This window comes from Rathayibacter sp. VKM Ac-2804 (assembly GCF_009866655.1).
GTDB lineage: Bacteria > Actinomycetota > Actinomycetes > Actinomycetales > Microbacteriaceae > Rathayibacter.
The window spans coordinates 970,933-997,029 of record NZ_CP047420.1; the positions used below are offsets into that span (position 1 = coordinate 970,933).

The following is a 26,097-nucleotide window of genomic DNA, read 5'->3' on the forward strand; positions in this document are numbered from 1 at the left end:
CGCCGGTCCCGCTCCCTCCGCTTCGAAAGGCTCAGCAATGCCCGCGCCCTCCTCCTCCCGCCGCTGGTGGGTCCTCGTGATCCTCGCGATGACCCAGCTCGTCGTCGTCCTCGACGGCACGATCGTCACCATCGCCCTCCCCGCCGCGCAGGCCGACCTCGGCCTCACCGACGTCGAGCGCCAGTGGGTCGTCACCGCCTACGCGCTCGCCTTCGGCGCGCTCCTCCTGCTCGGCGGCCGCATCGCCGACTACACCGGCCGCAAGCGCACCTACCTGATCGGCATGGTCGGCTTCGGCGCGGCCTCCGCCTGGGGCGGCGTCGCCTCCTCCGGCACCGAGCTGATCGCCGCCCGCGGTCTGCAGGGCGCCTTCGCCGCACTGCTCGCCCCCGCCGCCCTCGCGCTGCTCACCGTGTCCTTCCCCGGCGGGCGCGAGCGCAACACGGCCTTCGCCGTCTTCGGCGCGGTCGCCGGAGCGGGCGCCGCGGTCGGCCTCGTCCTCGGCGGTCTGCTCACCGAGTTCGCCGACTGGCGCTGGTGCCTCCTGGTCAACGTCCCCGTCGTGCTGGTCGGCGTCGTCGCCGGCGCGCTGCTGGTGACCGAGAGCCGCGCCGAGGGCCGCAACCGCTTCGACATCGCCGGCACGATCACCGTCGCGCTCGGCCTCGCGAGCCTCGTCTACGGCTTCACGCTCGCCGAGCAGGGCTGGCTCCGCGTCGACACTCTCGGCTTCCTGATCGCCGGCGTCCTGCTGCTCGCGGTCTTCGTCCGCATCCAGGCGCGCTCCGACCACCCCCTGCTGCCCCTGCGCATCGTCACCGACCGGATCCGCGGCGGCGCGTTCCTGATCCAGGCGATCGTCGGCAGCGTCATGATCGGCTCGACCCTCTACCTCACGCTGCACCTGCAGCTCGTGCTCGGCCTCGCGCCGCTCGAGGCGGGCCTCGCGAACCTGCCGATGACCGTCACGATCATGATCGTCGCGGGCATCGCCACCAAGCTGCTGCCGACCGTCGGCCCGCGCCTGCTGATGATCGTCGGCCCGCTGATCGCGGCCGCCGGCCTGCTCTCCCTCAGCCGCATCACCGCGGACGGCTCCTACCTCGTGCAGGTGCTGCCCGGCCTGATCCTGCTCGGCGTCGGCATGGCGATGATCTTCGTGCCGGTGCAGAACGTGGCGCTGACCGGGATCGCCGGCCACGACGCCGGTGCCGCCGGCGCGACCGCCAACGCCGCGATGCAGATCGGCGGCTCGATCGGCCTCTCCGTCTTCACCACGATCTACGCCGGAGTCGCGGGGGAGCAGTCCTCGCCGGTCGCCTTCGTCGACGGCTACTCCGCAGTGTTCGTCGCGGCGGCCGTCGGGCTAGTGCTCGCCGCGGTCATCGCGTTCACGATGATCCGGATCAAGAAGGAGCAGTTCCTCGCGCAGGCGCCGCGGGAGGCCGTCGCGCACCTGGGCTGACCCCCCCCCGGCCGGCCCGCTCGGCTGATTAGGCTGGAGAGGACATGCGCGCCCTCACCGACCAGCAGATCCGCGACTCCTTCGTGAACGCCTCCCGCAAGGAGGTCGCGGATCTCTCGCTCCCCGCCGGCTTCGACGACCTCGACTGGGAGTCGTTCGACCATCTCGGCTGGCGCGACAGGAAGATCGGCCGCCGCGCCTACGTCGTCGTGCCGCTCGAGGACCGGCTCGTCGGCGTCCTGCTCCGCCAGGCCGACGCGAACCCGCGCTCGCGGGCGCAGTGCTCCTGGTGCCGCGACATCCGGCTGCCCAACGACGTGGTCTTCTTCGGCGCGAAGAAGGCCGGCCCGGCCGGGCGCGCGGGCGACACCCTCGGCACGCTGGTCTGCGCGGACTTCCAGTGCTCGGCCAACGTCCGCACCCGGCCCTCGGTCGCCTACGTCGGCTTCGACGTCGAGGCGGCGAAGGCCGAGCGGATCGCGACGCTGCGCGTGAAGACGACCGGCTTCGTCCGCGAGGTGCTCGGCGAGAGCTGAGCCGCCCCGCCCTCTCAGTGCCGCCGTCTCAGCGCCGCGTCGAGGCGCGGACGTGCATCCGCTCGCCCTGGCGCCCGAACAGGCTGAGGAACTCGACCTGCTGCTCGTCGGCCCGGCCGAACCAGTGCGGCACCCGGGTGTCGAACTCCGCGGCCTCGCCCGCCGGCAGGACGATGTCGTGCTCGCCGAGCCGCAGCCGGAGCCGCCCGCTGAGGACGTAGAGCCACTCGAAGCCCTCGTGCGTGCGCTGCTGCTCCGGCGCGGGGATCGGTCCGGCGGGGATCGTGGTCTTGAAGGCCTGCAGGGCGCCCGCGTCGCGGCTGAGCGGCTGGATCCGCATCCCGTGCCGGGTGAACGGCCGCCCGTGCACGCGCGGGTCCTCGGGCGCGGCGCCGACCAGCTCGTCGAGCGGCGTGCCGAGCGCGCGGGCGATCGGGAGCAGCAGCTCGAGCGTCGCGCGCCGGCCGCCGCTCTCCAGCCGCGAGAGCGTGCTCGCGGAGATGCCGGTCTCGGCGGCGAGCGAGGCGATCGTGCGGTCGCGGCGGAGGCGGAGGCGCCTCAGCCGCGGTCCGACGGCGGCGACGATCTCGTCGTCGGAAGGAGGGTCGTGCTCGGAGTGCTCGGGCATGCCCCGATCCTGGCACCCGGGCCGCGCGGTCGTGCCGGAACGGCACGGATCCTCGACGGACCGCGGCCGCCATCGGATGCTCGGGACATGACCGCTTCAGACCTCCCCGACGTCCTCGTCGCCGGTGCCTCCTTCGCCGGACTCGCCGCCGCCACCGCCCTCGGCCGCAGCCTCCGCGACGTGCTCGTCGTCGACGGCGGGCCGCCCCGCAACGCGCCCTCGCCCGGCGCCCACAACGTGCTCACCCGCGACGGCACCGCGCCCGTCGAGCTCGCCCGCCTCGCCCGGATCGAGGCCGAGGGCTACGGCGCACGCGTCGTCCCGGGGCGGATCGTCAGCGCCTCGGCCGCCGACGGCGGCGTCACGGCCACCCTCGCCGACGGCACCGTGCTGCGCGCCCGCCGCCTGCTTCTCGCCAGCGGCTCCACCGACCGGCTGCCCGAGATCCCCGGGCTCGCCGAGCGCTGGGGCCGCGACGTGCTGCACTGCCCGTACTGCCACGGCTTCGAGGTGCGCGGGCGCCGGATCGCCGTGCTCGGCAGCGGCTTCTCGGGCCACCAGGCGCAGATGTTCCGGCAGCTGAGCGACCGGGTGTCGATCCTCACGAACGGCGTCTTCGCGCCGGGAGCGGAGGAGGCCGAGGGGCTCGCCGCCCGCGGCATCGAGCTGATCGACGGCGCCGTCACCGAGGTCCTCGTCGAGGACGACCGCCTGGTCGGCGTCGTCGTCGACGGCCGCCGGCTCGAGCTCGACGCGCTGGTCGTCGGCCCGCGCGTCGAGGGCAACCTGCCCGACGGCCTCGGCCTCGAGCTCGTCGACCACCCCTCCGGCGCCGCCCGGCACCTCACCGTCGACCCGATGGGCCGCACCACCGCGCCGCGGGTGTTCGCCGCCGGCTCGCTCGTCGAGCCGATGTCGCAGGTGATGGCGGCCGCCGCCGACGGCCTCCGCGTCGCAGCGGCGATCAACTTCGACCTGATCGAGGAGGAGATCGCCTCCGCGGTCGGCGCCACGAGGGGCTGACCGGCTCTGGGGGTCGTCGGCCGGTGAATACTGGACCGATGACCCCGCCGCGCCCCCTCGAGCAGTCCTCCAAGCTCCGCAACGTCCTCTACGAGATCCGCGGCAAGGCGCTCGTGGAGGCGTCGCGGCTGGAGAGCGAGGGTCACCGCATCCTCAAGCTGAACACCGGCAACCCGGCCGGCTTCGACTTCGAGGCGCCGCACCAGATCGTCCGCGACATGATCGCCGCGATGCCCAGCGCGCACGGCTACAGCGACAGCCGGGGCATCCTCTCGGCCCGCCTCGCGGTGACCTACCGCTACGAGGAGGTCCCCGGCTTCCCACCGGTGGACCCCGAGTGGGTGTTCCTCGGCAACGGGGTGTCCGAGCTGATCACGATGACGCTCCAGGCGCTGCTCGACGACGGCGACGAGGTGCTGATCCCGGCGCCCGACTACCCGCTCTGGACGGCGATGACGAGTCTCGCCGGCGGCACCGCGGTGCACTACCGCTGCGCGGAGGACGACGGCTGGCAGCCCGACCTCGAGGACATCCGCTCGAAGGTCACGACGCGCACCAAGGCCATCGTCGTCATCAACCCGAACAACCCCACCGGCGCCGTCTACACCCGCGAGGTGCTCGAGGGGATCGTGGCGCTCGCCGAGGAGCACTCGCTGCTGCTGCTCGCCGACGAGATCTACGACCGGATCCTCTACGACGACGCCCAGCACATCCCGCTGGCGTCGCTCGCGCCGGACCAGCTCTGCCTCACCTTCAACGGGCTGTCCAAGACCTACCGCGTCGCCGGCTACCGCTCCGGCTGGCTCGCGATCACCGGGCCGCGCGAGCACGCGGCGGGGTTCCTCGAGGGGATCACCCTGCTCGCGTCGACCCGGCTCTGCCCGAACGTGCCGGGGCAGTACGCGGTGCAGGCGGCGCTCTCGGGCGTGCAGTCGATCGAGGCGCTGATCGCGCCGGGCGGGCGGCTGCGGCGCCAGCGCGACGCCGCGTGGAGCGGGCTGCAGGCGATCCCCGGCGTCTCCTGCGAGCTGCCGAGGGGCGCGCTCTACGCGTTCCCGCGGCTCGACCCCGAGGTGCACGAGATCCGCGACGACGGTCGGCTCGTCTACGACCTGCTGCTCGCGGAGCACATCCTGCTGGTGCCCGGCACCGGCTTCAACTGGCCGACGCCCGACCATCTGCGGATCGTGACGCTGCCGGAGGAGCGGGTCATCGCGGAGGCGATCGAGCGGCTGGGGAACTTCCTCTCGTCGTACACGCAGTAGCCGCTCAGACCCGGCGGTACTCCAGCTCCGGCCGTCCCGGCGAGCCGTAGCGCGGGGCGCGCTCGGCGACTCCCGAGTCGGCGAGGTGCTCGAGGTAGCGCCGCGCGGTGACCCGCGAGACGTCGAGCCGGGCGGCGAGCTCGCCCGCGGAGAGGCCGACCGGGCCCAGCAGCGCGGTCACCGCGTCGAGCGTCTCGGCGGAGAGTCCCTTCGCCAGTCCCGGAGCGTTGGAGGTCCGCAGCGCGGCGAAGGCGCCGTCCACCTCGTGCTGGCTGGCGACGTCGGCCCCGTGCATCCGCTCGCGGTAGGAGCGGTAGCTGGCGAGCTTCGCCGCGAAGACGCTGAAGACGAACGGCTTGATCAGGTACTGCACGATCCCGGCGGCGACGCTGGCGCGGACCACGGCCGCGTCGCGCACCGCGGTGATCGCGATCACGTCGACGTCCAGGCCCGCCGCGCGGACGGCCCGGCAGAGATCGAGCCCGCCCATGTCGGGCAGGTTCATGTCGAGGAGGATCAGCGCGATCGCGGGGTCGGCGCGCAGGGCGCGGATCGCCTCCGCTCCGCTGCCGGCCACGGCCGCGACCTCGAAGCCGGCGACGCGCCGCACGTAGTCGGCGTGGGCGCTCGCGGTGAGCGGCTCGTCCTCGACGACGAGGACGCGGATCAGCGCGGTCACGACTGCGCCCTCGACGGCGTCCGCAGCGGCAGCTGCACTGTGAACACCGCGCCGACGTGCCGCGACACCTCGATGCTCCCGCCGAGCCGCTGCACCACCTGCTGCACCAGCGCGAGGCCGATGCCGCGGCCGAACGCGTCCGACTCCTTCGTCGAGTAGCCGCGGGCGAAGACGTCGGCCGCCTCGGCGACGCCGGGTCCGCTGTCGGAGACCTGCAGCACCAGCTCGGCGCCCTCGGCACCGGCGTCCTCGGCGAGGCCGAGGTAGACCTCGACCCACGGCTCGCGGTCGGCGGTGGAGGAGGCGGCGGCGTCGAGCGCGTTGTCGATCAGGTTGCCGAGCACGGTCACCAGGTCGCCCGGTTCGAAGCCCTGGGCGCCCGGCTCGAGGTGCGTCTCGAGGTGCAGCTCGACCCCGCGCTCGCGGGCCTGCGCGGCCTTGCCGAGCAGCAGCGCGGCGATCACCGGCTCCTGCACCGAGCCGAGCACCCGGTCGGCGAGCCGCTGGCTGAGGTTCAGCTCGCCGGCCGCGAAGGCGAGCGCCTCCTCCGCCCGGCCGAGCTCGATCAGCGAGGCGATGGTGTGCAGCCGGTTGGAGAACTCGTGGGTCTGCGAGCGCAGAGCGTCCGAGAGGGTGCGCATCGACTCCAGCTCGCCCGACACCCGCTGCAGCTCGGTGCGGTCGCGGAGCGTCGTCACCGTGCCGAGCGGGTGCGCGCCGGGGGAGGCGGCCGGCCGCTCGTTGACCACGAGGATCCGCTCGTGCGCCACGACCAGGCGGTCGGCGACCGGCTCGTCGGCCAGCAGCACCGTGCGCAGGGCGTCGGGGAGGTCGAGCTCGTCGACGGGCACCGGGATCGACACGCCCTCGAGCCCGAGCAGCTGGAGCGCGTGGTCGTTGGCGAGCACCAGCCGCCCGCGGTCGTCGACGAGGAGCAGCCCCTCGCGCACCGAGTGCAGCACCGACTCGTAGTACGCGAAGACCTGGCTCATCTGCTCCGGACCGCGGCCGCCCGTGACCCGGCGGAGGTAGCGGGCGAGCAGCCAGGAGCCGACGCCGCCGAGCGCCACCGCGCCGAGCACGCCGCCGGCCACGACCTGCAGGCGGGGGAGGAAGGAGGCGTCCACCCGGCTCACGGTCACGCCGGCCGAGACCAGCGCGACGACGGTGCCGTCGGCGCTCTCGATCGGCGCGACGGCGCGCACGGAGGGCCCGAGCGTGCCGGTGTAGGTCTCGGTGAAGGTGCGGCCCTCGAGTGCCGGAGCGATGGTGCCGATGAACGGCAGGCCGATCTGGGCGCGGTCGCGATGGGTGTAGCGGGTGCGGTCGGGGTTCATGATCGTGAGGAAGTCGACGCCGGTGTCGGCCATGATCTCCTCCGCGTAGGGCTGGAGCGAGGCCGACGGGTCCGCGCCCTCCGCCGCGTCGAGGACGAACGGGTTGTCGGCGACGGTGCGCGCGACCACCAGGCTCCGCGCGGCCGCGTCGTCGCCGGCGCGCCCGCGGGCGTCGAAGGCGAGGACCAGCACCGCGATCGCGCCGATCACGAGGATGCAGATCAGCTGGGCGGCGAACAGCCGGGCGGCGATGCTGCCGCGGGGGCTCGTTCCGGGCATCCGACCTCCTCGTCCGTGCGCGTTCGTGAACAGTATGAACGCAACCTCCGGCGGGCGGCCTGCGGGGTCGAGCATCGTCGTACCCCCTCCCAGCTCGATGAAGAGACAGGACACGCTCATGGCGAAGACGCCCGGCACCGATCGGCTCGACCCCCCGGCCACCCCCGCGAAGACCCGCCGGCGGATCGACCGCAACCACTGGCTCTACATCGCCGTGATCATCGCGGTCGTCGCCGGCGTGATCGTCGGCCTGGTCGCCCCCGCGTTCGCCGCGACGCTCGAGCCCGTGGGCAAGGCGTTCGTCGGACTGATCAAGATGATGATCGCGCCGATCATCTTCTGCACCATCGTGATCGGCATCGGCTCGATCGCCAAGGCCGCGACCGTCGGCAAGGTCGGCGGCCTCGCCCTCGGCTACTTCATCGTGATGTCGACCTTCGCGCTGGCCATCGGCCTGGTCGTCGGCAACATCCTGCACCCGGGCGAGGGCCTCGACATCTCGAGCGCCACCTACGACACCAGCGACCTCAAGGCGGAGTCGACCAGCGACTTCATCCTCGGCATCATCCCGGTCTCGCTGTTCTCCTCCCTCGTGGACGGCAGCATCCTGCAGACGCTCTTCGTCGCCCTCCTGGTCGGCTTCGCGCTGCAGAAGATGGGCGCCAAGGGCCAGCCGATCCTCGGCGCGATCAAGCAGCTGCAGGTCCTCGTCTTCCGCATCCTCTCGATGGTGCTCTGGGTCGCCCCGATCGGCGCGTTCGGCGCGATCGCCGCGGTCGTCGGCAAGACCGGCTGGGGCGCGGTCGTCGCCCTCGCCACCCTCATGATCGGCTTCTACCTCACCTGCGCGATCTTCGTGGTCGTCATCCTCGGCCTGCTGCTGCGCCTGGTCACCGGCGTCAACATCTTCTCGCTGATGAAGTACCTGGCCCGCGAGTACCTGCTCATCGTCGGCACTTCCTCCTCCGAGGCCGCTCTGCCCCGCCTGATCGCCAAGATGGAGCACCTCGGCGTCTCCAAGCCCGTCGTCGGCATCACCGTCCCGACCGGCTACTCGTTCAACCTCGACGGCACCGCGATCTACCTCACGATGGCGTCGCTCTTCATCGCCTCGGCGACCGGCGCCCCGATGTCGATCCCGGAGCAGATCGGGCTGCTGCTCTTCATGATGGTCGCCTCCAAGGGCGCCGCGGGCGTCACCGGCGCCGGCCTCGCCACCCTGGCCGGCGGTCTGCAGTCCTTCCGTCCCGACCTGGTCAACGGCGTCGGCGTCATCGTCGGCATCGACCGCTTCATGTCGGAGGCCCGCGCGGTCACCAACTTCACCGGCAACGCGGTCGCCACTCTGCTCGTCGGCACCTGGACCAAGCAGATCGACATGGTCCAGGTCCGCGAGGTGCTCGGCGGCCGCGCCCCCTTCGACGAGGCCACGCTCGGCGCGGACGAGCACGAGGCCCCGGCCTCCGGCACCTCGATCACCGAGGGCATCGCCTCGATCCAGGACTCGGACGAGGCCGAGCGCACCCGCGCCGAGCTGAGCGCGAAGCGCTAGGAAGCGCCGCATTCTGGTCGAGCAGCCGCGGAGCGGCCACCTCATGCTGGTCGAGTAGCCCCGGAGGGGCGTATCGAGACCCACCGTCTGCACCACGGTGGATCTCGATACGCCCGCTTCGCGGGCTACTCGATCAGCAAGAAGGGGGGCCCGCTGTGCGGGCTACTCGATCAGCATGGAGGCGCAGGCCGCGCGATCAGCACGTGCCGTCAGCTGCGGCGGACGCCCAGCAACGGCAGCGTCACCGCGCAGAGGGGGCCGATCAGCAGGGCGAAGGCGAGCGTGCCGAGGCCGACGTCGCCGCCGAGGGCCCAGCCGATCAGGAGCACGGTGAGCTCGACGCCGCCGCGGGCCGCCCAGATCGGGAGGCCGAAGCGCGCGTGCAGTCCGGTCATCAGCCCGTCGCGCGGGCCGGCGCCGAGGCGGGCGCCGATGTAGATCCCGCTCGCGACAGCCAGCAGCACCAGGCCGCCGGCGAACAGCAGCGCCTTCCCCCACCACTCGGCGGGCACGGCGAGCAGCTCGATCCCGACGCCGATCGTGGTGCCGACGACCAGCACGTTCAGCACGGTGCCGAGGCCGGGCCGCTGCCGCAGCGGGATCCACAGCAGCAGGACGAGCAGTCCGATCACGTTGGTGAGCAGTCCGATCCCCAGTCCGGTCTGGCGGGCGACGCCGAGGGCGAAGACGGTCCACGGGTCCACTCCGATCGACGCGCGGATCATCATCGCGTCGGCGAAGCCGTAGAGCACGAGCCCGACCAGCAGCCGTGGCACCGGACGGATCCGCCACTGGCTCGCCGGGGGAGCGGGGACGGCGAGGGGCGCGGTGATCGTCATGCCGAGCATCCCATCGCAGGAGTGGCCTTCTCCGCGCGGTCCAATCCGGCTATCTTGGACGCATGGCTGATGTCCACTTCGGCGTTCGCGCCCTGCAGAACCTCCTCGGCGACTGGCGCGAGCAGCGCGGCACCCGGCCCGCGTACCTCGCGCTCGCCGACCGGATCCGCCTGCTCAGCATCGACGGCCGCATCCCGACCGACAGCCGTCTGCCCGCCGAGCGCGAGCTGTCGGCGCGGCTCGGCGTCAGCCGCACGACCGTCGCGGCGGCCTACCGCGAGCTGCGCGAGAGCGGCTACCTGGTCAGCGTCCGCGGCTCCGGCAGCGCGACCCGCCTCCCGGGCGCCGCGGTGCACGCCGTGCCGACCCTCGCCCCCGACTTCGTCGACTTCACCAAGGCGGCGCTGCCCGCGGTGCCCGAGCTCGCCGAGGCCTACGCGCGCGCCGCCCGCCTCGCGCCGGAGTACTTCGAGGACGGCTCGTACGACACCGTCGGCCTGCCGCTGCTGCGCCGCGCGATCGCCGAGCGCTACACCCGGCGCGGCCTCCGCACGGAGCCCGGCCAGATCATGGTGACCATCGGCGCCCAGCACGCGATCGCGCTCGTCGCCCGCACCCTGCTCGCCCGCGGCGACCGCGCCCTGATCGAGGCGCCGACCTACCCGCACGCCTACGAAGCGCTGCGGCTCGCCGGCGCGCGGCTGGTGCCGGTCAACGTCGACGGCGCCGACGGCTGGGACGGCGAGGGCCTGATCGCGGCGATCCGCGGCACCAGTCCGACGCTCGCCTACCTGATGCCCGACTTCCACAACCCGACCGGCCGGTCGATGGCGGTGGACCTGCGCGAGCGGGCGATCGCCGCCGCGGCCCGCCAGGGCACGCTGATCATCGCCGACGAGACGACCGCCGAGCTCGACATCGACCGGCGGATGTCGCCGCTGCCGTTCGCCTCGTACGGACCCGAGGGCACCGTGATCTCGATCGGCTCGGTCGGCAAGACGCTCTGGGGCGGCATCCGGATCGGCTGGATCCGCGCGGAGCGGAGCGTCATCCGGAAGCTGGTCGCCGCGCGCTCGGCCGGCGACCTCGGCAGCCCGATCGTCGAGCAGCTCCTGGTCGCCGACATGCTCGGCCGGATGGACGGCGTGCTGGAGCTGCGCCGCGAGCAGCTGCGCGCCGGCCGCGATCACCTCGAGGCGGCGCTCGCCCGCGCGATCCCGGAGTGGAGCGTGCCGCGGGTCTCCGGCGGGCTCTCCACCTGGGTCGGCCTGGGCCGCCCGGCCAGCTCGCAGCTCGCCCTCGCCGCCCGCACCTCGGGCCTGCTGATCACCGCCGGTCCGCGCTTCGGGATCGACGGCGCCTTCGAGCGCTTCCTGCGCATCCCGATCGGCTACTCGCCGGAGACCACCGACCGAGCCGTGGAGGCGCTCGCCGTCGCCTGGAGCCAGATCGCGCGCCACCCGGCGGCCGACACCGGCTACCTCGCCGACGTCGTCTGATCCTCCAGGTCCTCCCGGAGGGGGACGAATACTCAGCCAGCTGATGGAAGACTCACGGCGTGCATCTCCTCGCGGTCCTCAGCATGAAGAACCGGGCGCTCATCGCGCTCGTCACCGTCGTCATCGCCGTCTTCGGCGGCGTCGCCCTCACCGGGCTGAAGCAGGAGCTCGCGCCGTCGATCTCCTTCCCGCAGCTGGCGGTGATCTCGAGCTACCCGGGTGCCGCTCCGGAGGTGGTCAACGACGACGTCTCGACGCCGATCGAGACCGCGATCCAGGGCGTGCCCGGGCTCGAGGCGACCAGTGCGACGTCGTCGACGAACTCCTCGCTGATCTCGGCCTCCTTCGCCTACGGCACCGACCTGGCGACCGCCGAGCAGAAGATCCTGCAGGCGATCAACCGGATCGCGAGCACGCTGCCCGACGGCGTCGACCCGCAGGTCGTGACCGGCTCGTTCGACGACCTGCCGGTGCTCCAGCTGGCCGTCTCGAGCGACGGCGACGCGAAGGCGCTCGCCGACCGGCTGCGCACGAGCGTCATCCCGGACCTGGAGAAGGTGGAGGGCGTCCGCGAGGTCGCCCTGGTCGGCGAGAGCGCCCAGCGCGTCACGATCACCCCGGACGACGCGGCGCTCGCCGCCGCCGGCCTGTCGACCGCGGACATCCGCACCGCACTGCAGCAGAACGGAGTGCTCGTCGCCGGCGGCGAGATCACCCAGGACGGCAGCACCTTCTCGGTCCAGTCCGGCGTCAAGCTGGACTCGACCGATGCGATCGCGGCGCTGCCGCTGATCCCGTCCGCGAGCGCCGCGGCGCTCGCTCCCACGGCGCCCACCACCGCCCCCACCCTCGGGTCCGTCGCCACCGTCGCCGTCACCGACGCCCCGATCACCTCGATCTCGCGGGTCAACGGCCAGCCCGCGCTGACCCTCTCCATCACGAAGCTCCCCGCGGCGAACACGGTCGAGGTCTCGACCGGTGTCACCGCGCTGCTGCCGGACCTCGAGGCGTCGCTCGGCGAGAACGCGACCTTCACCTCGGTCTTCGACCAGGCCCCCTACATCCAGGACTCGATCGAGTCGCTCGCGCAGGAGGGGGCGCTCGGCCTCGTCTTCGCGGTGCTCGTGATCCTGCTGTTCCTGCTCTCGGTGCGCTCGACGCTCGTCACGGCCATCTCGATCCCGACCTCCGTGCTGATCACCTTCATCGGCCTCCAGACCGCGGGCTACACGCTGAACATCCTCACCCTGGGCGCGCTGACCATCGCGATCGGCCGCGTGGTGGACGACTCCATCGTCGTGATCGAGAACATCAAGCGGCACCTCGACGCGGGGGAGGAGCGCGCGGCGACCATCGCGGTCGCGGTGCGCGAGGTCGCGGGCGCGATCACCGCGTCCACGATCACCACGGTCGCCGTGTTCCTGCCGATCTCGTTCGTCGGCGGCACGACCGGCGAGCTGTTCCGGCCGTTCGCGCTGACGGTGTCGATCGCGCTGCTCGCCTCGCTGATCGTCGCGCTGACGATCGTGCCGGTGCTGGCGTACTGGTTCCTCCGGCCCTCGAAGCGTGCCGGCGTCCGCGAGGCGGCGCAGGCGGCGCTCGCCGAGGAGCGCGGCGCGGCGGGCGAGACGGTCGTGCCGGCTGCCGGAGCCGAGCCCGAGCACGCCCGCCACAGCGCGCGCGCGACTCCCCGCCGAGCCTCCGGCCTGCAGCGGGTCTACGGCCCCGTGATCGCCTGGACCCTGAAGCACTCCGTCGCGACCGTCCTGCTCGCGCTGCTGGTGCTCGTGGGCACCGGCGCGCTCTACCCGCTGATGAAGACGAACTTCCTCGGCGCGAGCGGCCAGAACACCTTCACCGTCACCCAGACCGTGCCCGACGGGCAGAGCCTGGACGCGCAGGACGCGACCGCGCAGCAGGCCAGCACGGCGATCCTCGGGGTCGGCGGAGTCGAGACGGTGCAGCTCTCGATCGGCTCCGCGAGCGGCGGGCTGCAGAGCGCGTTCGGCGGCGGAGGCGGCGGCACCTCGATCCGCTACTCCGTCACCACCGCCGAGTCGGCCGACCAGGAGACCGTGCAGGCCGACGTCCGCACGGCGCTCGGCTCGATCGCCGAGGCGGACGACATCAGTGTCGCCGCGTCGTCGGGCTTCGGCGCCTCCTCGAACATCGAGGTCGACCTCTCGACCGCCTCGCAGAGCGACCTGCAGAGCGCGAACGACGCGCTCCTCGAGGCGCTGCGCGGCACCGACGGAATCAGTCAGGCCGAGAGCAACCTCTCCTCCTCGCTGCCCTACATCGCGGTCCGGGTCGACCGCGCCGCGGCCGCCGACGCCGGGCTGACCGAGGTCGCGGTCGGCACTCTGGTCAGCCAGGCGCTGCAGCCGACGCAGACCGGCAGCGTCGTGATCGACGACCGCACGCTCTCCGTCTACCTCGCCGACGCGCAGCCGCCGGCCACCCTCGCCGAGCTGTCCGCGCTCGAGATCCCGACGCGCACCGGAGCGGTCCCGCTCTCCTCGCTCGCGGTCGTCGAGCAGACCGACGGTCCCGCGAGCATCACCACCGAGCGCGGGCAGCGCACCGCCACGATCACGGTGACGCCGGAGGGCGACGACCTCGCCTCGGCGAACGTCGCGGTGCAGAGCGCGATCGACGACACGGAGTTGCCGGCCGGCGTCTCCGCGGCGCTCGGCGGCGTCACGGCCGACCAGAGCGACGCGTTCTCGCAGCTCGGGATCGCGCTGCTGGTGGCGATCCTGATCGTCTACGTCGTGATGGTCGCGACGTTCCGCTCGCTCCTGCAGCCGCTGCTGCTGCTGGTGTCGGTGCCGTTCGCGGCGACCGGCGCGATCCTGCTGCAGGTGCTCACCGGGGTGCCGCTGGGTGTGCCCTCGCTGATCGGCGTGCTGATGCTGATCGGCATCGTGGTCACCAACGCGATCGTGCTGATCGACCTGGTGAACCAGTACCGCGAGCGGGGGATGCCCGTGCGCGAGGCGCTGCTGCACGGCACCGAGCGGCGGCTCCGGCCGATCCTGATGACGGCGCTCGCGACGATCTTCGCGCTGCTGCCGATGGCGCTCGGCATCACCGGTCACGGCGGGTTCATCTCGCAGCCGCTCGCGATCGTCGTGATCGGCGGCCTGGTGTCCTCGACGGTGCTCACGCTGGTCGTGCTGCCGGTCGTCTACAACCTGGTCGAGGGGTATCGTGAGCGGCGGCGTGCCGCCCGCGCCGGAGAGGTGTCGGCATGAGCGACACAGCACGCGAGACCACCGGATCCGAGACCGCGACCGCCGCGGAGGTCGCCGCGGCGGCCCCCGAGACGATCGGCTCCCGCTGGCTGAGCGGCCCCGATCGCGCAGCCCGCGCGATCGCCGAGGTCGGCCCCGAGCGCTTCGTCGCCGCGGACCACCGGCCCGGGATCATTCGACACATCGTGCTGTTCCGCTTCCGCCCGACGGCGCTCGTCGCCGAGGTGGACGGCGTGATCGCGGCCTTCCTCGCGCTCGGCGACGAGTGCGTCCGCGACGGCCGCCCGTACATCGTCTCGATCGAGAACGGGCCGCAGCTCAGCACCGAGGGCGCGGGCGAGGGCTTCGACCGCGCGTTCCTGCTGACCTTCGCGTCCGAGGGCGACCTCAACTACTACATCGGCCGCCCGGCGGTCGACGGGCCCGGCCTGTTCGATCCGGCGCACGACGCCTTCAAGGGCCTCGTCGGCCCGCTGCTCGACACGGCCGGGGTGGTCGCCTTCGATTTCCGTCCCGAGCCGTAGCTCGACCAGATGACGACCCCCGACTTCGTCCTCCGGCTCCGCGAGCAGGTGGGCACCGAGCTGCTCTGGCTCACCGGTGTCACCGCCGTGATCGTCCGCGAGGACCCGGTCCGCCAGGTCCTCCTGGTCCGCCGCGCCGATACCGGTGCATGGACGGCCGTCACCGGCATCATCGATCCCGGCGAGACGGTGGCCGGCACCGCGCGGCGCGAGGCGCTGGAGGAGGCGGGCGTCGAGATCGAGGTCGAGCGCGTCGTCTGGCTGCACACCCTGCCGCCGATGGAGTACCCGAACGGTGACCGCGCGCAGTACCTCGACCACGTGCTGCGGGCGCGCTACGTCTCGGGCGAGGCGCACGTCGCCGACGACGAGTCGAGCGAAGTCGGCTGGTTCGCCCCCGACGCGCTGCCGCCGATGAGCGCGGAGCACCGCGAGCGCATCAGCCGCGCGCTGTCGGACGAGACGGCCTGCGCCTTCGACTGACGAGCGGTGCCGGCTAGACGTGCTCCGACACCAGCACCGCGCTCGTCCCCGGCTCGAGGGCGTCGAAGACGTGCGGCTCATCACCCGGGTAGGACAGGCAGTCGCCGGGTGCGAGCTCGACCGGGTCGTCGGCCGGGCCGGCCAGGGCGCGGCCGGAGGAGAGGATCAGGTGCTCGACGGTGCCGCGAGCGTGCGCGTCCGAGTTCCGCGCCGCTCCGGGCTCGGCGGTGATGCGGTAGACGTCGCGGCGGGCGCCGGGCGGGCAGGCGCTGAGCAGGGTGGCGGCGTAGTCGGCGGTGGCCGAGGCGATCCGCGGGCCCTCGCCGGCGCGGATCAGCTGCACGGACCGCCGGGGCGGCTCGACCAGGTGCGAGAACGGCACCCCGAGCGCGCCGCCGAGCGCCCAGAGCGTCTCGAGACTCGGGTTGCCCTCGCCGGCCTCGAGCTGCGAGAGCGTCGACTTGGCGATCCCGGCGCGGCGGGCGATCTCGGAGATGCTCAGGCCGAGGCGCCCGCGCTCGCGGCGCAGGGCGGAGGCGACCAGGTCGCGGGGTGAGAGGGCGTCGGTCATCGCACCGAGCGCGCGAAGCAGACGCCCGAGTCGTCGCCCACGTGCGCGCCGAAGCCGTCGATCTCGGTGAAGCCGAGCGAGCGGGCGGCGGCGAGGGCCGCCTCCGCCTGGACCGGCACGCGGAAGCGGAGCGTGCGGATGCGCTGCACGCTCGCGTAGGAGAGCGCCGCGGCGACGAGCCGGCGGGCGACCCCGCTCCGCCGCGACTCCGGCGCGACCTCGAGCGCGAGCAGCTCGGCGAAGTCGTCGGGTCCGGGGGTCAGCGCCAGCACGCCGATCGGCTGCTGCGTCGCGCCGTCGCGGGCGACGAGCAGCCGGGCGTGCGGCGGAAGGTCGGTGGCGAGCAGCGGGACGAGCGCCGCCGTCGCGGGCCGCTCGAGCCGGACGACGACCCCGGTGCTCACGACGCGGGCGCCGCCGCCGGCTCGGCGGGCTCGAGCGAGAGGGTCTGCACGTCCGGAGTGGCGAGCTGCGCGTGCAGGAACTCGACGACGGTGCGGCGGAGCGAGTCGTCGAGCATCGCGATCGAGTGCCGGGTGCCGGGCACGACGACGAAGTCGACGCTCGCGCCCGCCGCGTCGAGCGCCTCGGCGAAGTCCTGCGACTGGCTCAGCGCGACGCGCTCGCCGGCCGAGTGGGCGATGAGGAAGGGCGGCTCGGAGCCGTCGACGTGCGCGATCGGGGACGCCTCGCCGGCGACGGCGCAGTCGTCGAGGTCGGCGCAGTCCAGGTATCCGCGGACCGCGGCGCCGACGCCGACGATCGGGTCGTCGTCGGCGAGGCCCGCTGCGGTGAGATCCGCGGGGCCGCTGAGGTCGACGACCGCGGCGAGGCGCGAGGTGCCGGTGCCGTCGGCGGTCAGCGCGTCGTCCGTGCCGAGCATCGAGACGAGGTTGCCGCCGGCTGAGCCGCCGAACGCGGCGACGCGGGACGGATCGATGCCGAAGCGCGCGGTCTGCGCCGGCGCGAGGATCCAGTCGAGCGCGGCCGAGACGTCCTGGATCTGCGCGGGGAAGACGTCTGCCGGGGCGAGGCGGTAGTTCACCGAGACGGCGACGAAGCCCTCGGAGGCGAGCCATTGGCAGAGCGGGCGCCAGTTGGGGTCGGCCTTGTCGCCGCGGGTCCAGCTGCCGCCGTGCACGACGAGCACCGCGGGGAGGGCGGCTCCGCTGGCCGCGTCGACCGGTGAGCAGACGTCGAGCGCCTGGCCGGTCGCCTCGTCGTAGACGAGTCCGGCGGTGACGGGGACGTCGTCGTAGGCGGTGACGGCGGCGACGCCGGCCGCCTGGGCGATCGGCTGCGAGACCGGGGCGCTCGAGCAGCCGGCGAGGCCTCCCGCGAGCAGTGCCAGGGTCGCCGCGACGAGGGCGATCGATCGCGTGGGTCGGGTGGGCTCGCGCATGGGTGAGGCGAGCATAAGGGAGAAGACGCCGCCCGCCTAGAGCGACCCCGCGATCAGGGGGTGGACAGCGGGACCGGAGGCCGGCCGTCGCTCTCCTGCCGCTCCTCCGCCACCGCGCCGGGCGCCTCCGCCTGCAGCCGCACGAGCACCACTCCGGCCAGGATGAGCGCCCCGCCGCCGAACTGGATCGGCGCCGGCAGCTCGCCGAGCAGGGCCCAGGCGGCGACGATCGAGAACAGCACCTCGGTCAGCCCGACGAAGGACGCGATGCGGGTGCCGAGCCGCGAGCCGCCCTCGATCCCGAGCAGATAGGCGAGCACCGTGGACATGCCGAGGATGACCGCCGCGGGCAGGAACCACGGCACGTCGTTCCCGACGAAGACGACGTCGCCGAAGGTCGCCCGCAGCGGGACGAGCCCGGTGACGCCGAGGACGAGCAGGAGCCCGGCGCCGACCGTCATCGCTCCGGCGGTGAGCGCGATCGGCGGCAGCTCCGGGTCGATCCGGCCGGCGATCACGTAGTAGACGCAGAGGCCGAGCGAGGCGGTCAGCGCCCAGGCGACGCCGACCAGCTCCGGAGTGGACTCGCCCGAGAGGTCGAGCACGAGCACGAGACCGGCCAGCGCCAGCGCAGAGCCGGCGAGGGTGAAGCGACCGGGGTGGCGGCGGGTGCGCGCCCAGGCGAAGAGGACGAGGAACACGGGTGCGAGGTACTCGATCAGGAGCGCGACGCCGACCGACATGTGCTCGATCGCACTGTAGAAGCAGAGCTGCGCGGCGATCACGGCGAAGACCCCGTAGAGGCCGACCGTGCCGAGGTTGCGGCGCAGCACGTGCCAGCGGCCGCGCAGCGACAGCACGGCCGGGATCGCGAGGATCAGCGCCGCGCCGCCGGCCCGCCAGAGCACGGCCGCCGAAGGGCTCCAGCCCGCCTCGAGCAGCGGCTTGACGAAGGGCCCGCCCAGGCCGAACGCAGCGGCAGCGGCGAGGGCCAGGAGCAGGCCGGAGCCGAGCTGCCGCGGTGGCGCAGTGGGAGTCACGTCAGCCTCTTTCAGGAGTCAAAGTCGTTATGCTCGTGACAGTACTGATCGAACGTGTCAGGAGTCAACATGGTCTTCGCTTATGACGTGGAAGCGGCCCTCACCTCGACGGCGGTGCTCGTCAACACCCTCCCCGAGCTGTCGCAGTCCGGCGAGGACGAGATGGCGTCCGTCGAGCAGCTCGACGAGTTCCTGCTCGAGAACCGCTACACCGGCAGCCGCGAGCACAGCACCGCTGAGCTGGAGGCGGTCCGGGCCGTGCGCGCCCCGCTCCGCTCGCTCTGGCGCAGCCGCGCGGAGGAGGACCTGGTCGCCGTCGTCAACGGCATGCTCGAGGACGGCCGCGCCCTGCCGCAGCTGGTGCGTCACGGCATCTTCGGCTGGCACCTGCACGCGACCCGCGACGAGAGCCCGCTCGCGACCCGCATCGTGGTGGAGGCGGCGATGGCCTTCGTCGACGTCATCCGCGGCGACGAGCGCGACCGCATCCGGATCTGCGCGGCGGACGACTGCGAGGCGGTGCTCGTCGACTTCTCGCGCAACCGCTCGAAGCGCTACTGCGACACCGGCAACTGCGGCAACCGAGCGAACGTCGCGGCGTACCGGGCGCGGCGCGCGTCGAGCTGACGCGGCACTCGCGCCGGCGCACTCGAGCGCGCGCACTCTAGCCAGCGCCCGGGCTCGCGTGTAAACTCTCGTGGTCGGCTCTTGACTCCGTGCGTCGCCGCGCGGATGGGTTTGTCAGTCAAGCGGGCCGGATCTCCGACAGTCGTCGCGAGATGAATCACATGTGTGAATCGGCCCCGGTCAGCGTCTCAGAGCAGCGACTCACCCGGGTTCCCGCAGCGCCCTGTCCGTTCGCACCCCACGAGGGTGATCGATCGGCGTGTGCCTGCTCGCGCAAGACCTGAACCCAGGAAGCAGCCATGCCCAAGAACAAGAAGCCCGCCGGCGGACGCCCCGCCAAGAACTTCGAGCCGAACCGCTTCGGCGCCTCGAGCGGCAAGTCCCAGCTCGGCGGACGCGCGCGGTTCGCCGCGCCCAAGTCCGGCTCGCGCAGCGAGGGCCACCGCGGCTACCGCCCCGTCGACGAGAACGCGCCCAAGAAGGCGCGCTGGAACGCCGAGGAGCGCGCCGCCAAGCTGACGGAGCGGGGAGAGTCCCGCAGCAGCGACCGCGGTGCAGACCGCCCGGCCCGCTCCTACGACCGGACCGACCGCCCCGCGCGCAGCTTCGATCGCGACGCGCGTCCCGCGCGCTCGAACGACCGCGACGACCGTCCCGCCCGCTCGTACGACCGCGGCACCGACCGCCCGGCGCGCAGCTTCGACCGCGACGCACGCCCGGCCCGTTCCTACGACCGGTCCGACCGTCCGGCCCGTCCGAACGACCGCGACGACCGTCCGGCCCGTTCCTACGACCGCAGCGACCGTCCCGCGCGCAGCTTCGACCGCACGGATCGCCCGGCGCGCTCCTTCGACCGCACCGATCGCCCCGCCCGCTCCTCCGATCGCGACGACCGCCCGGCCCGCTCGTACGACCGTGACGCCCGTCCGGCCCGCACGAACGACCGCGACGCCCGTCCCGCGCGCAGCTTCGACCGCACCGATCGCCCCGCCCGCTCCTCCGACCGCACCGAGCGCCCGGCGCGCGGCTTCGACCGCGGGACCGAGCGCCCCGCCCGCGGCGGCTACGACCGCGCCGACCGCGGCCCGCGCCGCGACTCCGGCTCGGACTTCTACCCCAAGCGCGACGGCCGCGCCTCGCACCAGGCCGACGACGTCGTGCTCGAGCGCCTCGAGGCGACCGCCACGCTCGCCGTCGACGTCGAGGGCGTCAGCTTCGGCGACCTCGGTCTCGGCGCGAACATCGTCCGCCAGCTGACCCAGATGGGCGCGGCCTCGCCGTTCCCGATCCAGGCGGCGACGATCCCCGAGGTCCTCGCCGGCAAGGACGTCCTCGGCCGCGGCAAGACGGGCTCGGGCAAGACGATCGCGTTCGGCGCCCCCGTCGTCGAGCGCCTGATGGAGAACGACGGAGCGAAGGGCCGCAAGCCCGGCCGTGCGCCGCGCGCCCTCATCCTCGCGCCGACCCGCGAGCTGGCGATGCAGATCGACCGCACCATCCAGCCGATCGCACGCTCCGTCGGCCTGTTCACCGCGACGATCTTCGGCGGCGTGCCGCAGTACAAGCAGGTCGGCGCCCTGCAGCGCGGCGTGGACATCATCATCGCCACCCCGGGCCGCCTCGAGGACCTGATCGAGCAGGGTCGCCTCGACCTCTCGACCATCACCGTGACCGTCCTCGACGAGGCCGACCACATGTGCGACCTCGGCTTCCTCGAGCCGGTGCAGCGGATCCTCCGCCAGACCAAGCGCGGCGGCCAGCGCCTGCTCTTCTCGGCCACCCTCGACAAGGGCGTCGCGACGCTCGTCGACGAGTTCCTCGTCGAGCCGAGCGTGCACGAGGTCGCAGGCGAGGACCAGGCGTCCTCGAGCATCGACCACCGCGTCCTCCTGATCGAGCACCGCGACAAGGGCGCGATCATCGAGGAGCTCGCGGCGCGCGCCGGCAAGACGCTGATCTTCGCCCGCACCCGCGCGTTCGCCGAGCAGCTCGCCGAGCAGCTCGAGCACGCCGACATCCCGGCGACCAGCCTGCACGGCGACCTCAACCAGTCGCGCCGCACCCGCAACCTCGCGCTGCTGACCAGCGGCCGGGTCGACGTCCTCGTCGCGACCGACGTCGCCGCGCGCGGCATCCACGTCGACGACATCGACCTGGTCATCCAGGCCGACGCCCCCGACGAGTACAAGACCTACCTGCACCGCTCCGGCCGCACCGGCCGCGCGGGCAAGAAGGGCACGGTCGTCACGCTGATCACGCGCAACCGCCGCCACCGCATGGAGGAGCTGCTCGAGCGCGCCGAGATCCGCGCCGACATGATCCAGGCCTACCCGGGCGACCGGGTGCTGGCGGAGATCAGCGCCGGCGAGTAGCGCGTCTGCGCGCGAGCGCAGCAACGCCGAAGGGCGGACACCCGGTGGGTGCCCGCCCTTCGGCGTTTCGTGGTGCTTGCTGCTTACGCAGCGGGCATGAGGACCGTGTCGATGAGGTACACGGTCGCGTTGGCGGTCTGGACGCCGCCGCAGATGACCGACGCGTCGTTCACCTTGATGTCGTCGCCGGAGCCGGTGACGGTGACGTCGGTGCCCTGGACGGTGGTGTGGGTGCCGTCGATGTCGTCAGGGGCGATCTGGCCGGGGACGACGTGGTAGGTCAGGACCGACGAGAGCGTCGCAGCGCCCTCGGGGGTGGCCAGCGTGGCGAGCGTCGCGGCGTCGAGCTTGGCGAACGCGTCGTCGACGGGGGCGAAGACGGTGAACTCGCTGCCGTTCAGCGTGTCGACGAGGTTGACGTCGGGGTTGAGCTGACCGGAGACCGCAGCGGTCAGGGTCTTGAGCAGCGGGTTGTTCGACGCGGCGGTGGCCACCGGGTCGAGGGCCATTCCGCCGACCGAGCCGGCGCCGTCCGGGACCTGCTCGGCGTACGCGGCGCAGCCGGAGCCGACGAGGTTGGCGGCCGGGTCCATGGTCGCCATGGGGGTGGCGGACTCGGTCATCATCGGGGTCGACATCTCGGACGCGGTGTCGCTGGCGGCGTCGGTGGTGCCGGCGCCGGACGAGCAGGCGGTGAGGCCGAGGGCGGCGGTGCCGAGCAGGGCGAACGCGGCGAGAGTGGTGCGCTTGGTGGATCGCATGGGGATGCTCCTTCGTGATACGGCCCCCACGGGATGCGGAGGACCTGGCTGTGTGTGGACCGTTTCGCGGCCGTTGAAGAGTCTTCGGAGCCCTCCCCGAGGGGGTTTGGAATCGATCGGAGCAATCGGGTCACGGGTTCATAACGGCGGAGGCAGGGCGATTACCCTGGATGTCGGTCCGCGCGCGCTGCGCGGCACGAGAGACCAGGAGTCGAGCGGATGCAGACGCGAGGGGCACGGACATCGCGCGGCGTCGTCGCCGCCGTCGCCGCGACCGCGACCGCCGCCGCCTCGCACACCCTCGCCGGTGCCGAGGCCCCCGCCCCGGCGATCCTCGCGCTCGCCACCGCCTTCGCGGCCGTCGTCTGCGTCCTCCTGGCCGGCCGCACGCTCTCGCTCGCGCGCCTCGCGGTGGCCGTGCTGCTCAGCCAGCTGGCGTACCACTCCCTCTTCCTGGTGACTGGCGGCGGTGGCGACGTCAGCGTCGCCGGCACGACTGCGGGCGGCCACTTCCACGGCGGCGGCACGGTCGAGCTGATCGCGGGGACGTCGGGTCACGCCGCGCACACCCCCCTGATGCTCCTCTCCCACCTGATCGCCGCCGTCGTCACGGTCGCGGCCCTCCGCCACGGTGAGCGCGTCTTCTGGACCCTCGGCACCGCCGTGCTGCGCGTCGTCGTGCGCCTGGTCGCGCGGGCGTCCGCTCTGCTGGAGCCGCTCGGCGCCTCGGTGGCCGTCCTCGGCTCCGTGGAGCCGAGCGCCCCCCGAGCCCTCGACGCGGTCCTGCGGGTCCTGCGGCACCGCGGCCCGCCCGCGCGCGCCCTGCCCACCGTCTGACGTCCTCCCGCCCGCTCGCCCGTTCGGCACGCGGAGGCCTCGGCCGGTGAGCCCGCGCGCACCGCGATCCCGCGCTGCGCCCTCACCCTTCTCTGCACCGCCTTCCCGGCAGTGCCGACTCCCGCTAGGACTCCTCACGATCATGACCACCACCCGAACCTCCACCTCCTCCTTCTCCTCCCGCGTCCGCCTCGTCGGCGGCGGTGCGCTCGTCGCCGCGGGCTCCGTCGCCCTCGCGCTGGCCGCGCCGACCGCCGCGAGCGCGCACGTCACCGCCGCGGCGTCGAGCACGGCCGCCGGCTCGTACACCGTCGTCACCTTCTCGCTCGCCCACGGCTGCGAGGGCTCGCCGACGACCGGCCTCAGCATCACGATCCCCGAGGGGATCAACTCGGTCAGCCCGACCGTGAACCCCAACTGGGACGTCGTGAAGAACGAGGTCGCGATCGCCGACCCGGTGACCGACTCGCACGGCAACACCGCGACCGAGCGCGTCTCCGACGTCGTCTACACCGCCAAGACCCCGCTCGCGGACGGCTACCGCGACACCGTCTCGCTGCAGCTGCAGCTCCCCGAGGACGCGGCCGGCTCGACCCTCGAGTTCCCGGTGCTGCAGACCTGCGAGACCGGCTCGACCGCCTGGGACCAGCCGACCGTCGAGGGCGAGGCGGAGCCGGAGCTCCCCGCGCCGACCGTGGCGGTGACCGCCGCGATGGAGGGCTCCGGCCACCACGACGACGACGGCGACGGTGACGACGCGGTCGCGACGACCGCCTCCGCCACCACCGCCACCGGCCAGGGCGACGACGTGCTCGCGCGCGTCCTCGGTGTCGGCGGACTCGTCCTCGGTGCCGTCGGCGTCGCCTTCGGGCTCGCCTCGCGTCGCCGCAGCCCGAAGGCGTCCGCGTGACGGTCGCTCTCCGGAGGGGCGGACGGCTCGTCCTGGCCGCCGCCGCGATCGGGCTGATCGGCTCGGTCGCGGCGGCGGCGCCCGCCAGTGCGCACAACTACCTCGTGTCGACGACGCCCGCCGCCGACTCGACGGTGACCGAGCAGCCCGGCACCCTCGCACTGACGACGAACGACGACCTGCTGGTCCTCGGCAACGACGGAGCCGCCGCGGCGCTGCGCGTCGTCGGGCCGGACGGCCTCTACTACGGCGACGGCTGCGTCAGCGTCGTCGGACCGGAGGCGTCCATGCCGCTCGAGCTGGGCGCGGCCGGCGCCTACGAGGTGACCTGGCAGGTCGTCTCGACCGACGGGCACCCGGTCTCCGGGCAGTACGGCTTCGACTGGCAGCCGGGAGCGGGCGTCGCGCTGGCCGAGGGCTCCGAGTCGATCCCGGACTGCAACGGCACCGTCGCGGTGTCCGACGCCTCGGCGCCGTCCGCCGACGAGGCCGAGGCGGCGACCGGGTCCGACCCGGCGCTGCTCGGTGACGTGCTGTGGATCGGCGGCGCGCTGGTCGCCGTCGTCGCGGCGATCGGGATCACCCTGCTCGTGCTGCGGAGGCGACCGCAGAGCTGACCGCGGGCCGGGCCTCCTGCCCTACCCCCGGGATCAGCGCAGGAGGCTCGCCAGCGGTCCGCCCTCGAGGTCCGCGAGGATCGCCGCGGCGTCCTCGTAGACCGCGACGGCGCCGGCCTCGCGCAGCTCGTGCTCGCCGGTGCCGCCGGACTGCACCGCGATCGTCGCCAGGCCGGCCCGCTCGGCGGCGAGGACGTCCCAGGTCGCGTCGCCGACCATGATCGCGTGGTCGGTCGTGACGCCGGCCCGCTCGAGGGCGATGCTGATGAGGTCGGGCGACGGCTTCGCGGTGTCGACGTCCTCGCCGCTCGTCACCGCGTGCACGGTGTCGCCGAGGTCGAGGACGTCGAGCAGGATCTCCAGCTCGTTCTGCGGCGCGGAGGTCGCGAGCACGACGCGGACCCCGCGTCCGGCGAGCGCCCGGATCAGCTCGCGCGCCCCGGGCAGCAGCGCGATCCGGGCGGACGCCTCCGCGTAGTTCTTCGCGTGCAGGCCCTTCACCAGGGTCCGCGTCGCGTCGTCGACCTCGTCGTCCAGGAGCAGAGCGAGCAGCTCCGACGAGTCCGCGCCGATCGCCCGCTGGATCCGCCAGGTCGCGACGTCGAGGTCCGCCTGCCAGAACGCGCGCGACCAGGCCTCGACGTGCAGGAAGTTCGTGTCGGCGAGGGTGCCGTCGATGTCGAAGAGCGCGGCGGTCGGAGTCGTGGGCATGTGATTCGTCCTCTGCTGGTCGTGGAAGCCGAGTGCGGGAGCCGAGTGTCTCACCAGGCCGAAGTGGGAACCCTACGCCTGCGCGCGGGCATCAGCAGGACCCCTTGACTCGTGATCGGCGGGTCCTGACGGACGACTCCGCGGGCCACCTCGTCGGCGATCACCTCGAGCCGAGCGACGCCGTCGAGGTCGCCGGGCAGGATCACGCGGTCGTAGCCGAGGTTCACCACGAGGTGCTCGGGCCCGAGCGCCCAGTGCAGTTCGCCGGCGCCCACGGTGTGCGGGACGATGCTCGCCTTCCTGCCGCGGTCGGCGGACCGGATGCCGATCCGGCCGCGCCACGCGTCGTGGAGGCGGACGAGCAGCGCGTGCAGAGCGGCGACGACCTCCGGGTCCGGCGTCCGAGTGTCGGGGGTGGACTGCGGCGGCTCGCACGGCGGCGGGAGCTCGGCGTCCGCGTCGATCTCGAGGGTGACGCGGAGGGTCGCGCCGCCGGTGGAGCGGTCCCAGGACGCGAGTCGCCGCAGCCTCCGCTGGGAGGGGTCGGGGACGAGGACGCCGCCCTCGCCGATCGCCGGGACCGCGCCGAGCACGGTCTCGTCGACGATCCCGCGCACGACCCCGGACACCGTGAGTGCGTCGGGCAGAGCCTGGTGGTGCTCCTCCGCGTAGCGGGCCGGACCCGTCGGTCGGGCCGGAGAGGCGAGAAGCGACCAGGCGACCCGATCCCCGACCGCGAACGGCGCGCCGCAGCAGTCCATCTCCCAGCCCTCGCGGACGACCTCGATCAGGCGCGTCGAACAAGCGATCACCGATGACCCCCGATTCCGTTCTCTCGCTGAAGACGTCCCCCTTCCGATCCTCGCATCGACACCCTCCCGAC

At 73.3% G+C, this 26,097-nt stretch carries 25 protein-coding genes; 14 read left to right on the forward strand and 11 right to left on the reverse strand.

The window, feature by feature from the left end; genetic code table 11:
• Positions 1-37: 37 nt before the first annotated feature.
• Positions 38-1,465 carry an MFS transporter gene (locus GTU73_RS04490; RefSeq protein ID WP_173250710.1) on the forward strand — a complete coding sequence of 476 codons (1,428 nt, stop codon included), beginning with the start codon at positions 38-40 and terminating at the stop codon, positions 1,463-1,465.
• 44 nt (positions 1,466-1,509) lie between these two features.
• Positions 1,510-2,001, forward strand: coding sequence for an FBP domain-containing protein (locus tag GTU73_RS04495; protein ID WP_160087347.1), 492 nt, complete (start codon positions 1,510-1,512; stop codon positions 1,999-2,001).
• Between the two features lie 28 nt (positions 2,002-2,029).
• Here GTU73_RS04495 and GTU73_RS04500 read toward each other — a convergent pair whose 3' ends face one another.
• Positions 2,030-2,629: an XRE family transcriptional regulator gene (locus tag GTU73_RS04500; RefSeq protein WP_160087349.1), complete on the reverse strand. Its 600-nt coding sequence runs from the start codon at positions 2,627-2,629 to the stop codon at positions 2,030-2,032.
• Between the two features lie 87 nt (positions 2,630-2,716).
• Here GTU73_RS04500 and GTU73_RS04505 point away from each other — a divergent pair, with 87 nt between their 5' ends.
• Entirely contained in the window at positions 2,717-3,652 is a 936-nt protein-coding gene (locus GTU73_RS04505; protein ID WP_160087351.1) for an NAD(P)/FAD-dependent oxidoreductase, read from the forward strand.
• A gap of 38 nt (positions 3,653-3,690) precedes the next feature.
• Entirely contained in the window at positions 3,691-4,917 is a 1,227-nt protein-coding gene (locus tag GTU73_RS04510) for a pyridoxal phosphate-dependent aminotransferase (RefSeq protein WP_160087353.1), read from the forward strand.
• A gap of 4 nt (positions 4,918-4,921) precedes the next feature.
• Here GTU73_RS04510 and GTU73_RS04515 read toward each other — a convergent pair whose 3' ends face one another.
• Together GTU73_RS04515 and GTU73_RS04520 are read right to left on the reverse strand one after the other, a co-directional pair.
• Positions 4,922-5,587 (reverse strand): response regulator, encoded by a 666-nt coding sequence (locus tag GTU73_RS04515; protein WP_160091219.1) that lies wholly within the window; start codon positions 5,585-5,587, stop codon positions 4,922-4,924.
• A gap of 5 nt (positions 5,588-5,592) precedes the next feature.
• On the reverse strand, positions 5,593-7,212 hold the full coding sequence (locus tag GTU73_RS04520; RefSeq protein WP_160087355.1) for a sensor histidine kinase: 1,620 nt from the start codon (positions 7,210-7,212) through the stop codon (positions 5,593-5,595).
• A gap of 118 nt (positions 7,213-7,330) precedes the next feature.
• Here GTU73_RS04520 and GTU73_RS04525 point away from each other — a divergent pair, with 118 nt between their 5' ends.
• The gene (locus GTU73_RS04525; protein ID WP_160087357.1) at positions 7,331-8,764 is read left to right on the forward strand and encodes a cation:dicarboxylase symporter family transporter; all 1,434 of its coding nucleotides are present in this window, start codon (positions 7,331-7,333) and stop codon (positions 8,762-8,764) included.
• A gap of 209 nt (positions 8,765-8,973) precedes the next feature.
• Here GTU73_RS04525 and GTU73_RS04530 read toward each other — a convergent pair whose 3' ends face one another.
• Complete coding sequence (locus tag GTU73_RS04530) at positions 8,974-9,603, reverse strand: hypothetical protein (protein ID WP_244231771.1); 630 nt, start codon at positions 9,601-9,603, stop codon at positions 8,974-8,976.
• 62 nt (positions 9,604-9,665) lie between these two features.
• On the opposite strand from GTU73_RS04530, the gene GTU73_RS04535 reads away from it, so the two are divergent.
• From GTU73_RS04535 to GTU73_RS04550, 4 genes are read left to right on the forward strand one after another with little or no spacing between them, the layout of a single operon-like run.
• Positions 9,666-11,102, forward strand: a complete 1,437-nt coding sequence (locus GTU73_RS04535; RefSeq protein WP_160087359.1) for a PLP-dependent aminotransferase family protein — start codon at positions 9,666-9,668, stop codon at positions 11,100-11,102.
• Between the two features lie 59 nt (positions 11,103-11,161).
• Positions 11,162-14,359 (forward strand): efflux RND transporter permease subunit, encoded by a 3,198-nt coding sequence (locus GTU73_RS04540; protein ID WP_160087361.1) that lies wholly within the window; start codon positions 11,162-11,164, stop codon positions 14,357-14,359.
• The gene (locus GTU73_RS04545; RefSeq protein WP_160087363.1) at positions 14,356-14,883 is read left to right on the forward strand and encodes a Dabb family protein; all 528 of its coding nucleotides are present in this window, start codon (positions 14,356-14,358) and stop codon (positions 14,881-14,883) included. Before GTU73_RS04540 ends, GTU73_RS04545 begins: the two co-directional genes overlap by 4 nt.
• Before the next feature lie 9 nt (positions 14,884-14,892).
• Positions 14,893-15,366 carry an NUDIX domain-containing protein gene (locus GTU73_RS04550; protein ID WP_160087365.1) on the forward strand — a complete coding sequence of 158 codons (474 nt, stop codon included), beginning with the start codon at positions 14,893-14,895 and terminating at the stop codon, positions 15,364-15,366.
• 13 nt (positions 15,367-15,379) lie between these two features.
• Here the strand turns inward: GTU73_RS04550 and GTU73_RS04555 are convergent, their stop codons facing one another.
• The 4 genes from GTU73_RS04555 to GTU73_RS04570 are packed head-to-tail and all read right to left on the reverse strand — an operon-like array spanning position 15,380 to position 18,379.
• The gene (locus GTU73_RS04555; RefSeq protein ID WP_160087367.1) at positions 15,380-15,937 is read right to left on the reverse strand and encodes an XRE family transcriptional regulator; all 558 of its coding nucleotides are present in this window, start codon (positions 15,935-15,937) and stop codon (positions 15,380-15,382) included.
• On the reverse strand, positions 15,934-16,341 hold the full coding sequence (locus GTU73_RS04560; protein WP_160087369.1) for a GNAT family N-acetyltransferase: 408 nt from the start codon (positions 16,339-16,341) through the stop codon (positions 15,934-15,936). The genes GTU73_RS04555 and GTU73_RS04560 overlap by 4 nt, the downstream gene beginning before the upstream one ends.
• Positions 16,338-17,339, reverse strand: a complete 1,002-nt coding sequence (locus tag GTU73_RS04565; RefSeq protein WP_160087371.1) for an alpha/beta hydrolase — start codon at positions 17,337-17,339, stop codon at positions 16,338-16,340. Before GTU73_RS04565 ends, GTU73_RS04560 begins: the two co-directional genes overlap by 4 nt.
• A gap of 53 nt (positions 17,340-17,392) precedes the next feature.
• Positions 17,393-18,379 (reverse strand): DMT family transporter, encoded by a 987-nt coding sequence (locus GTU73_RS04570; protein ID WP_160087373.1) that lies wholly within the window; start codon positions 18,377-18,379, stop codon positions 17,393-17,395.
• A 69-nt stretch (positions 18,380-18,448) separates the two neighbouring features.
• Between GTU73_RS04570 and GTU73_RS04575 the strand changes: the two genes are divergently transcribed.
• Together GTU73_RS04575 and GTU73_RS04580 are read left to right on the forward strand one after the other, a co-directional pair.
• A complete protein-coding gene (locus tag GTU73_RS04575; RefSeq protein WP_160087375.1) occupies positions 18,449-19,006 on the forward strand; it encodes a CGNR zinc finger domain-containing protein in 558 nt (185 codons plus the stop codon).
• Positions 19,007-19,305: 299 nt separating this feature from the next.
• Positions 19,306-21,378 carry a DEAD/DEAH box helicase gene (locus tag GTU73_RS04580; RefSeq protein ID WP_160087377.1) on the forward strand — a complete coding sequence of 691 codons (2,073 nt, stop codon included), beginning with the start codon at positions 19,306-19,308 and terminating at the stop codon, positions 21,376-21,378.
• Positions 21,379-21,461: 83 nt separating this feature from the next.
• Here GTU73_RS04580 and GTU73_RS04585 read toward each other — a convergent pair whose 3' ends face one another.
• The gene (locus GTU73_RS04585) at positions 21,462-22,139 is read right to left on the reverse strand and encodes a fasciclin domain-containing protein (RefSeq protein ID WP_160087379.1); all 678 of its coding nucleotides are present in this window, start codon (positions 22,137-22,139) and stop codon (positions 21,462-21,464) included.
• Between the two features lie 219 nt (positions 22,140-22,358).
• Between GTU73_RS04585 and GTU73_RS04590 the strand changes: the two genes are divergently transcribed.
• The 3 genes from GTU73_RS04590 to GTU73_RS04600 all read left to right on the forward strand — a co-directional run bounded on the left by GTU73_RS04590 (position 22,359) and on the right by GTU73_RS04600 (position 24,503).
• Positions 22,359-22,976, forward strand: coding sequence for a hypothetical protein (locus GTU73_RS04590; RefSeq protein ID WP_160087381.1), 618 nt, complete (start codon positions 22,359-22,361; stop codon positions 22,974-22,976).
• Positions 22,977-23,118: 142 nt separating this feature from the next.
• Positions 23,119-23,886, forward strand: coding sequence for a YcnI family protein (locus tag GTU73_RS04595; RefSeq protein WP_160087383.1), 768 nt, complete (start codon positions 23,119-23,121; stop codon positions 23,884-23,886).
• Complete coding sequence (locus GTU73_RS04600; RefSeq protein ID WP_160087385.1) at positions 23,883-24,503, forward strand: copper resistance CopC family protein; 621 nt, start codon at positions 23,883-23,885, stop codon at positions 24,501-24,503. Before GTU73_RS04595 ends, GTU73_RS04600 begins: the two co-directional genes overlap by 4 nt.
• A 33-nt stretch (positions 24,504-24,536) precedes the next feature.
• Here the strand turns inward: GTU73_RS04600 and GTU73_RS04605 are convergent, their stop codons facing one another.
• Positions 24,537-25,214 carry an HAD family hydrolase gene (locus GTU73_RS04605; RefSeq protein ID WP_160087387.1) on the reverse strand — a complete coding sequence of 226 codons (678 nt, stop codon included), beginning with the start codon at positions 25,212-25,214 and terminating at the stop codon, positions 24,537-24,539.
• 50 nt (positions 25,215-25,264) lie between these two features.
• Entirely contained in the window at positions 25,265-26,026 is a 762-nt protein-coding gene (locus GTU73_RS04610) for a DUF6578 domain-containing protein (RefSeq protein WP_160087389.1), read from the reverse strand.
• Positions 26,027-26,097 lie beyond the last annotated feature (71 nt).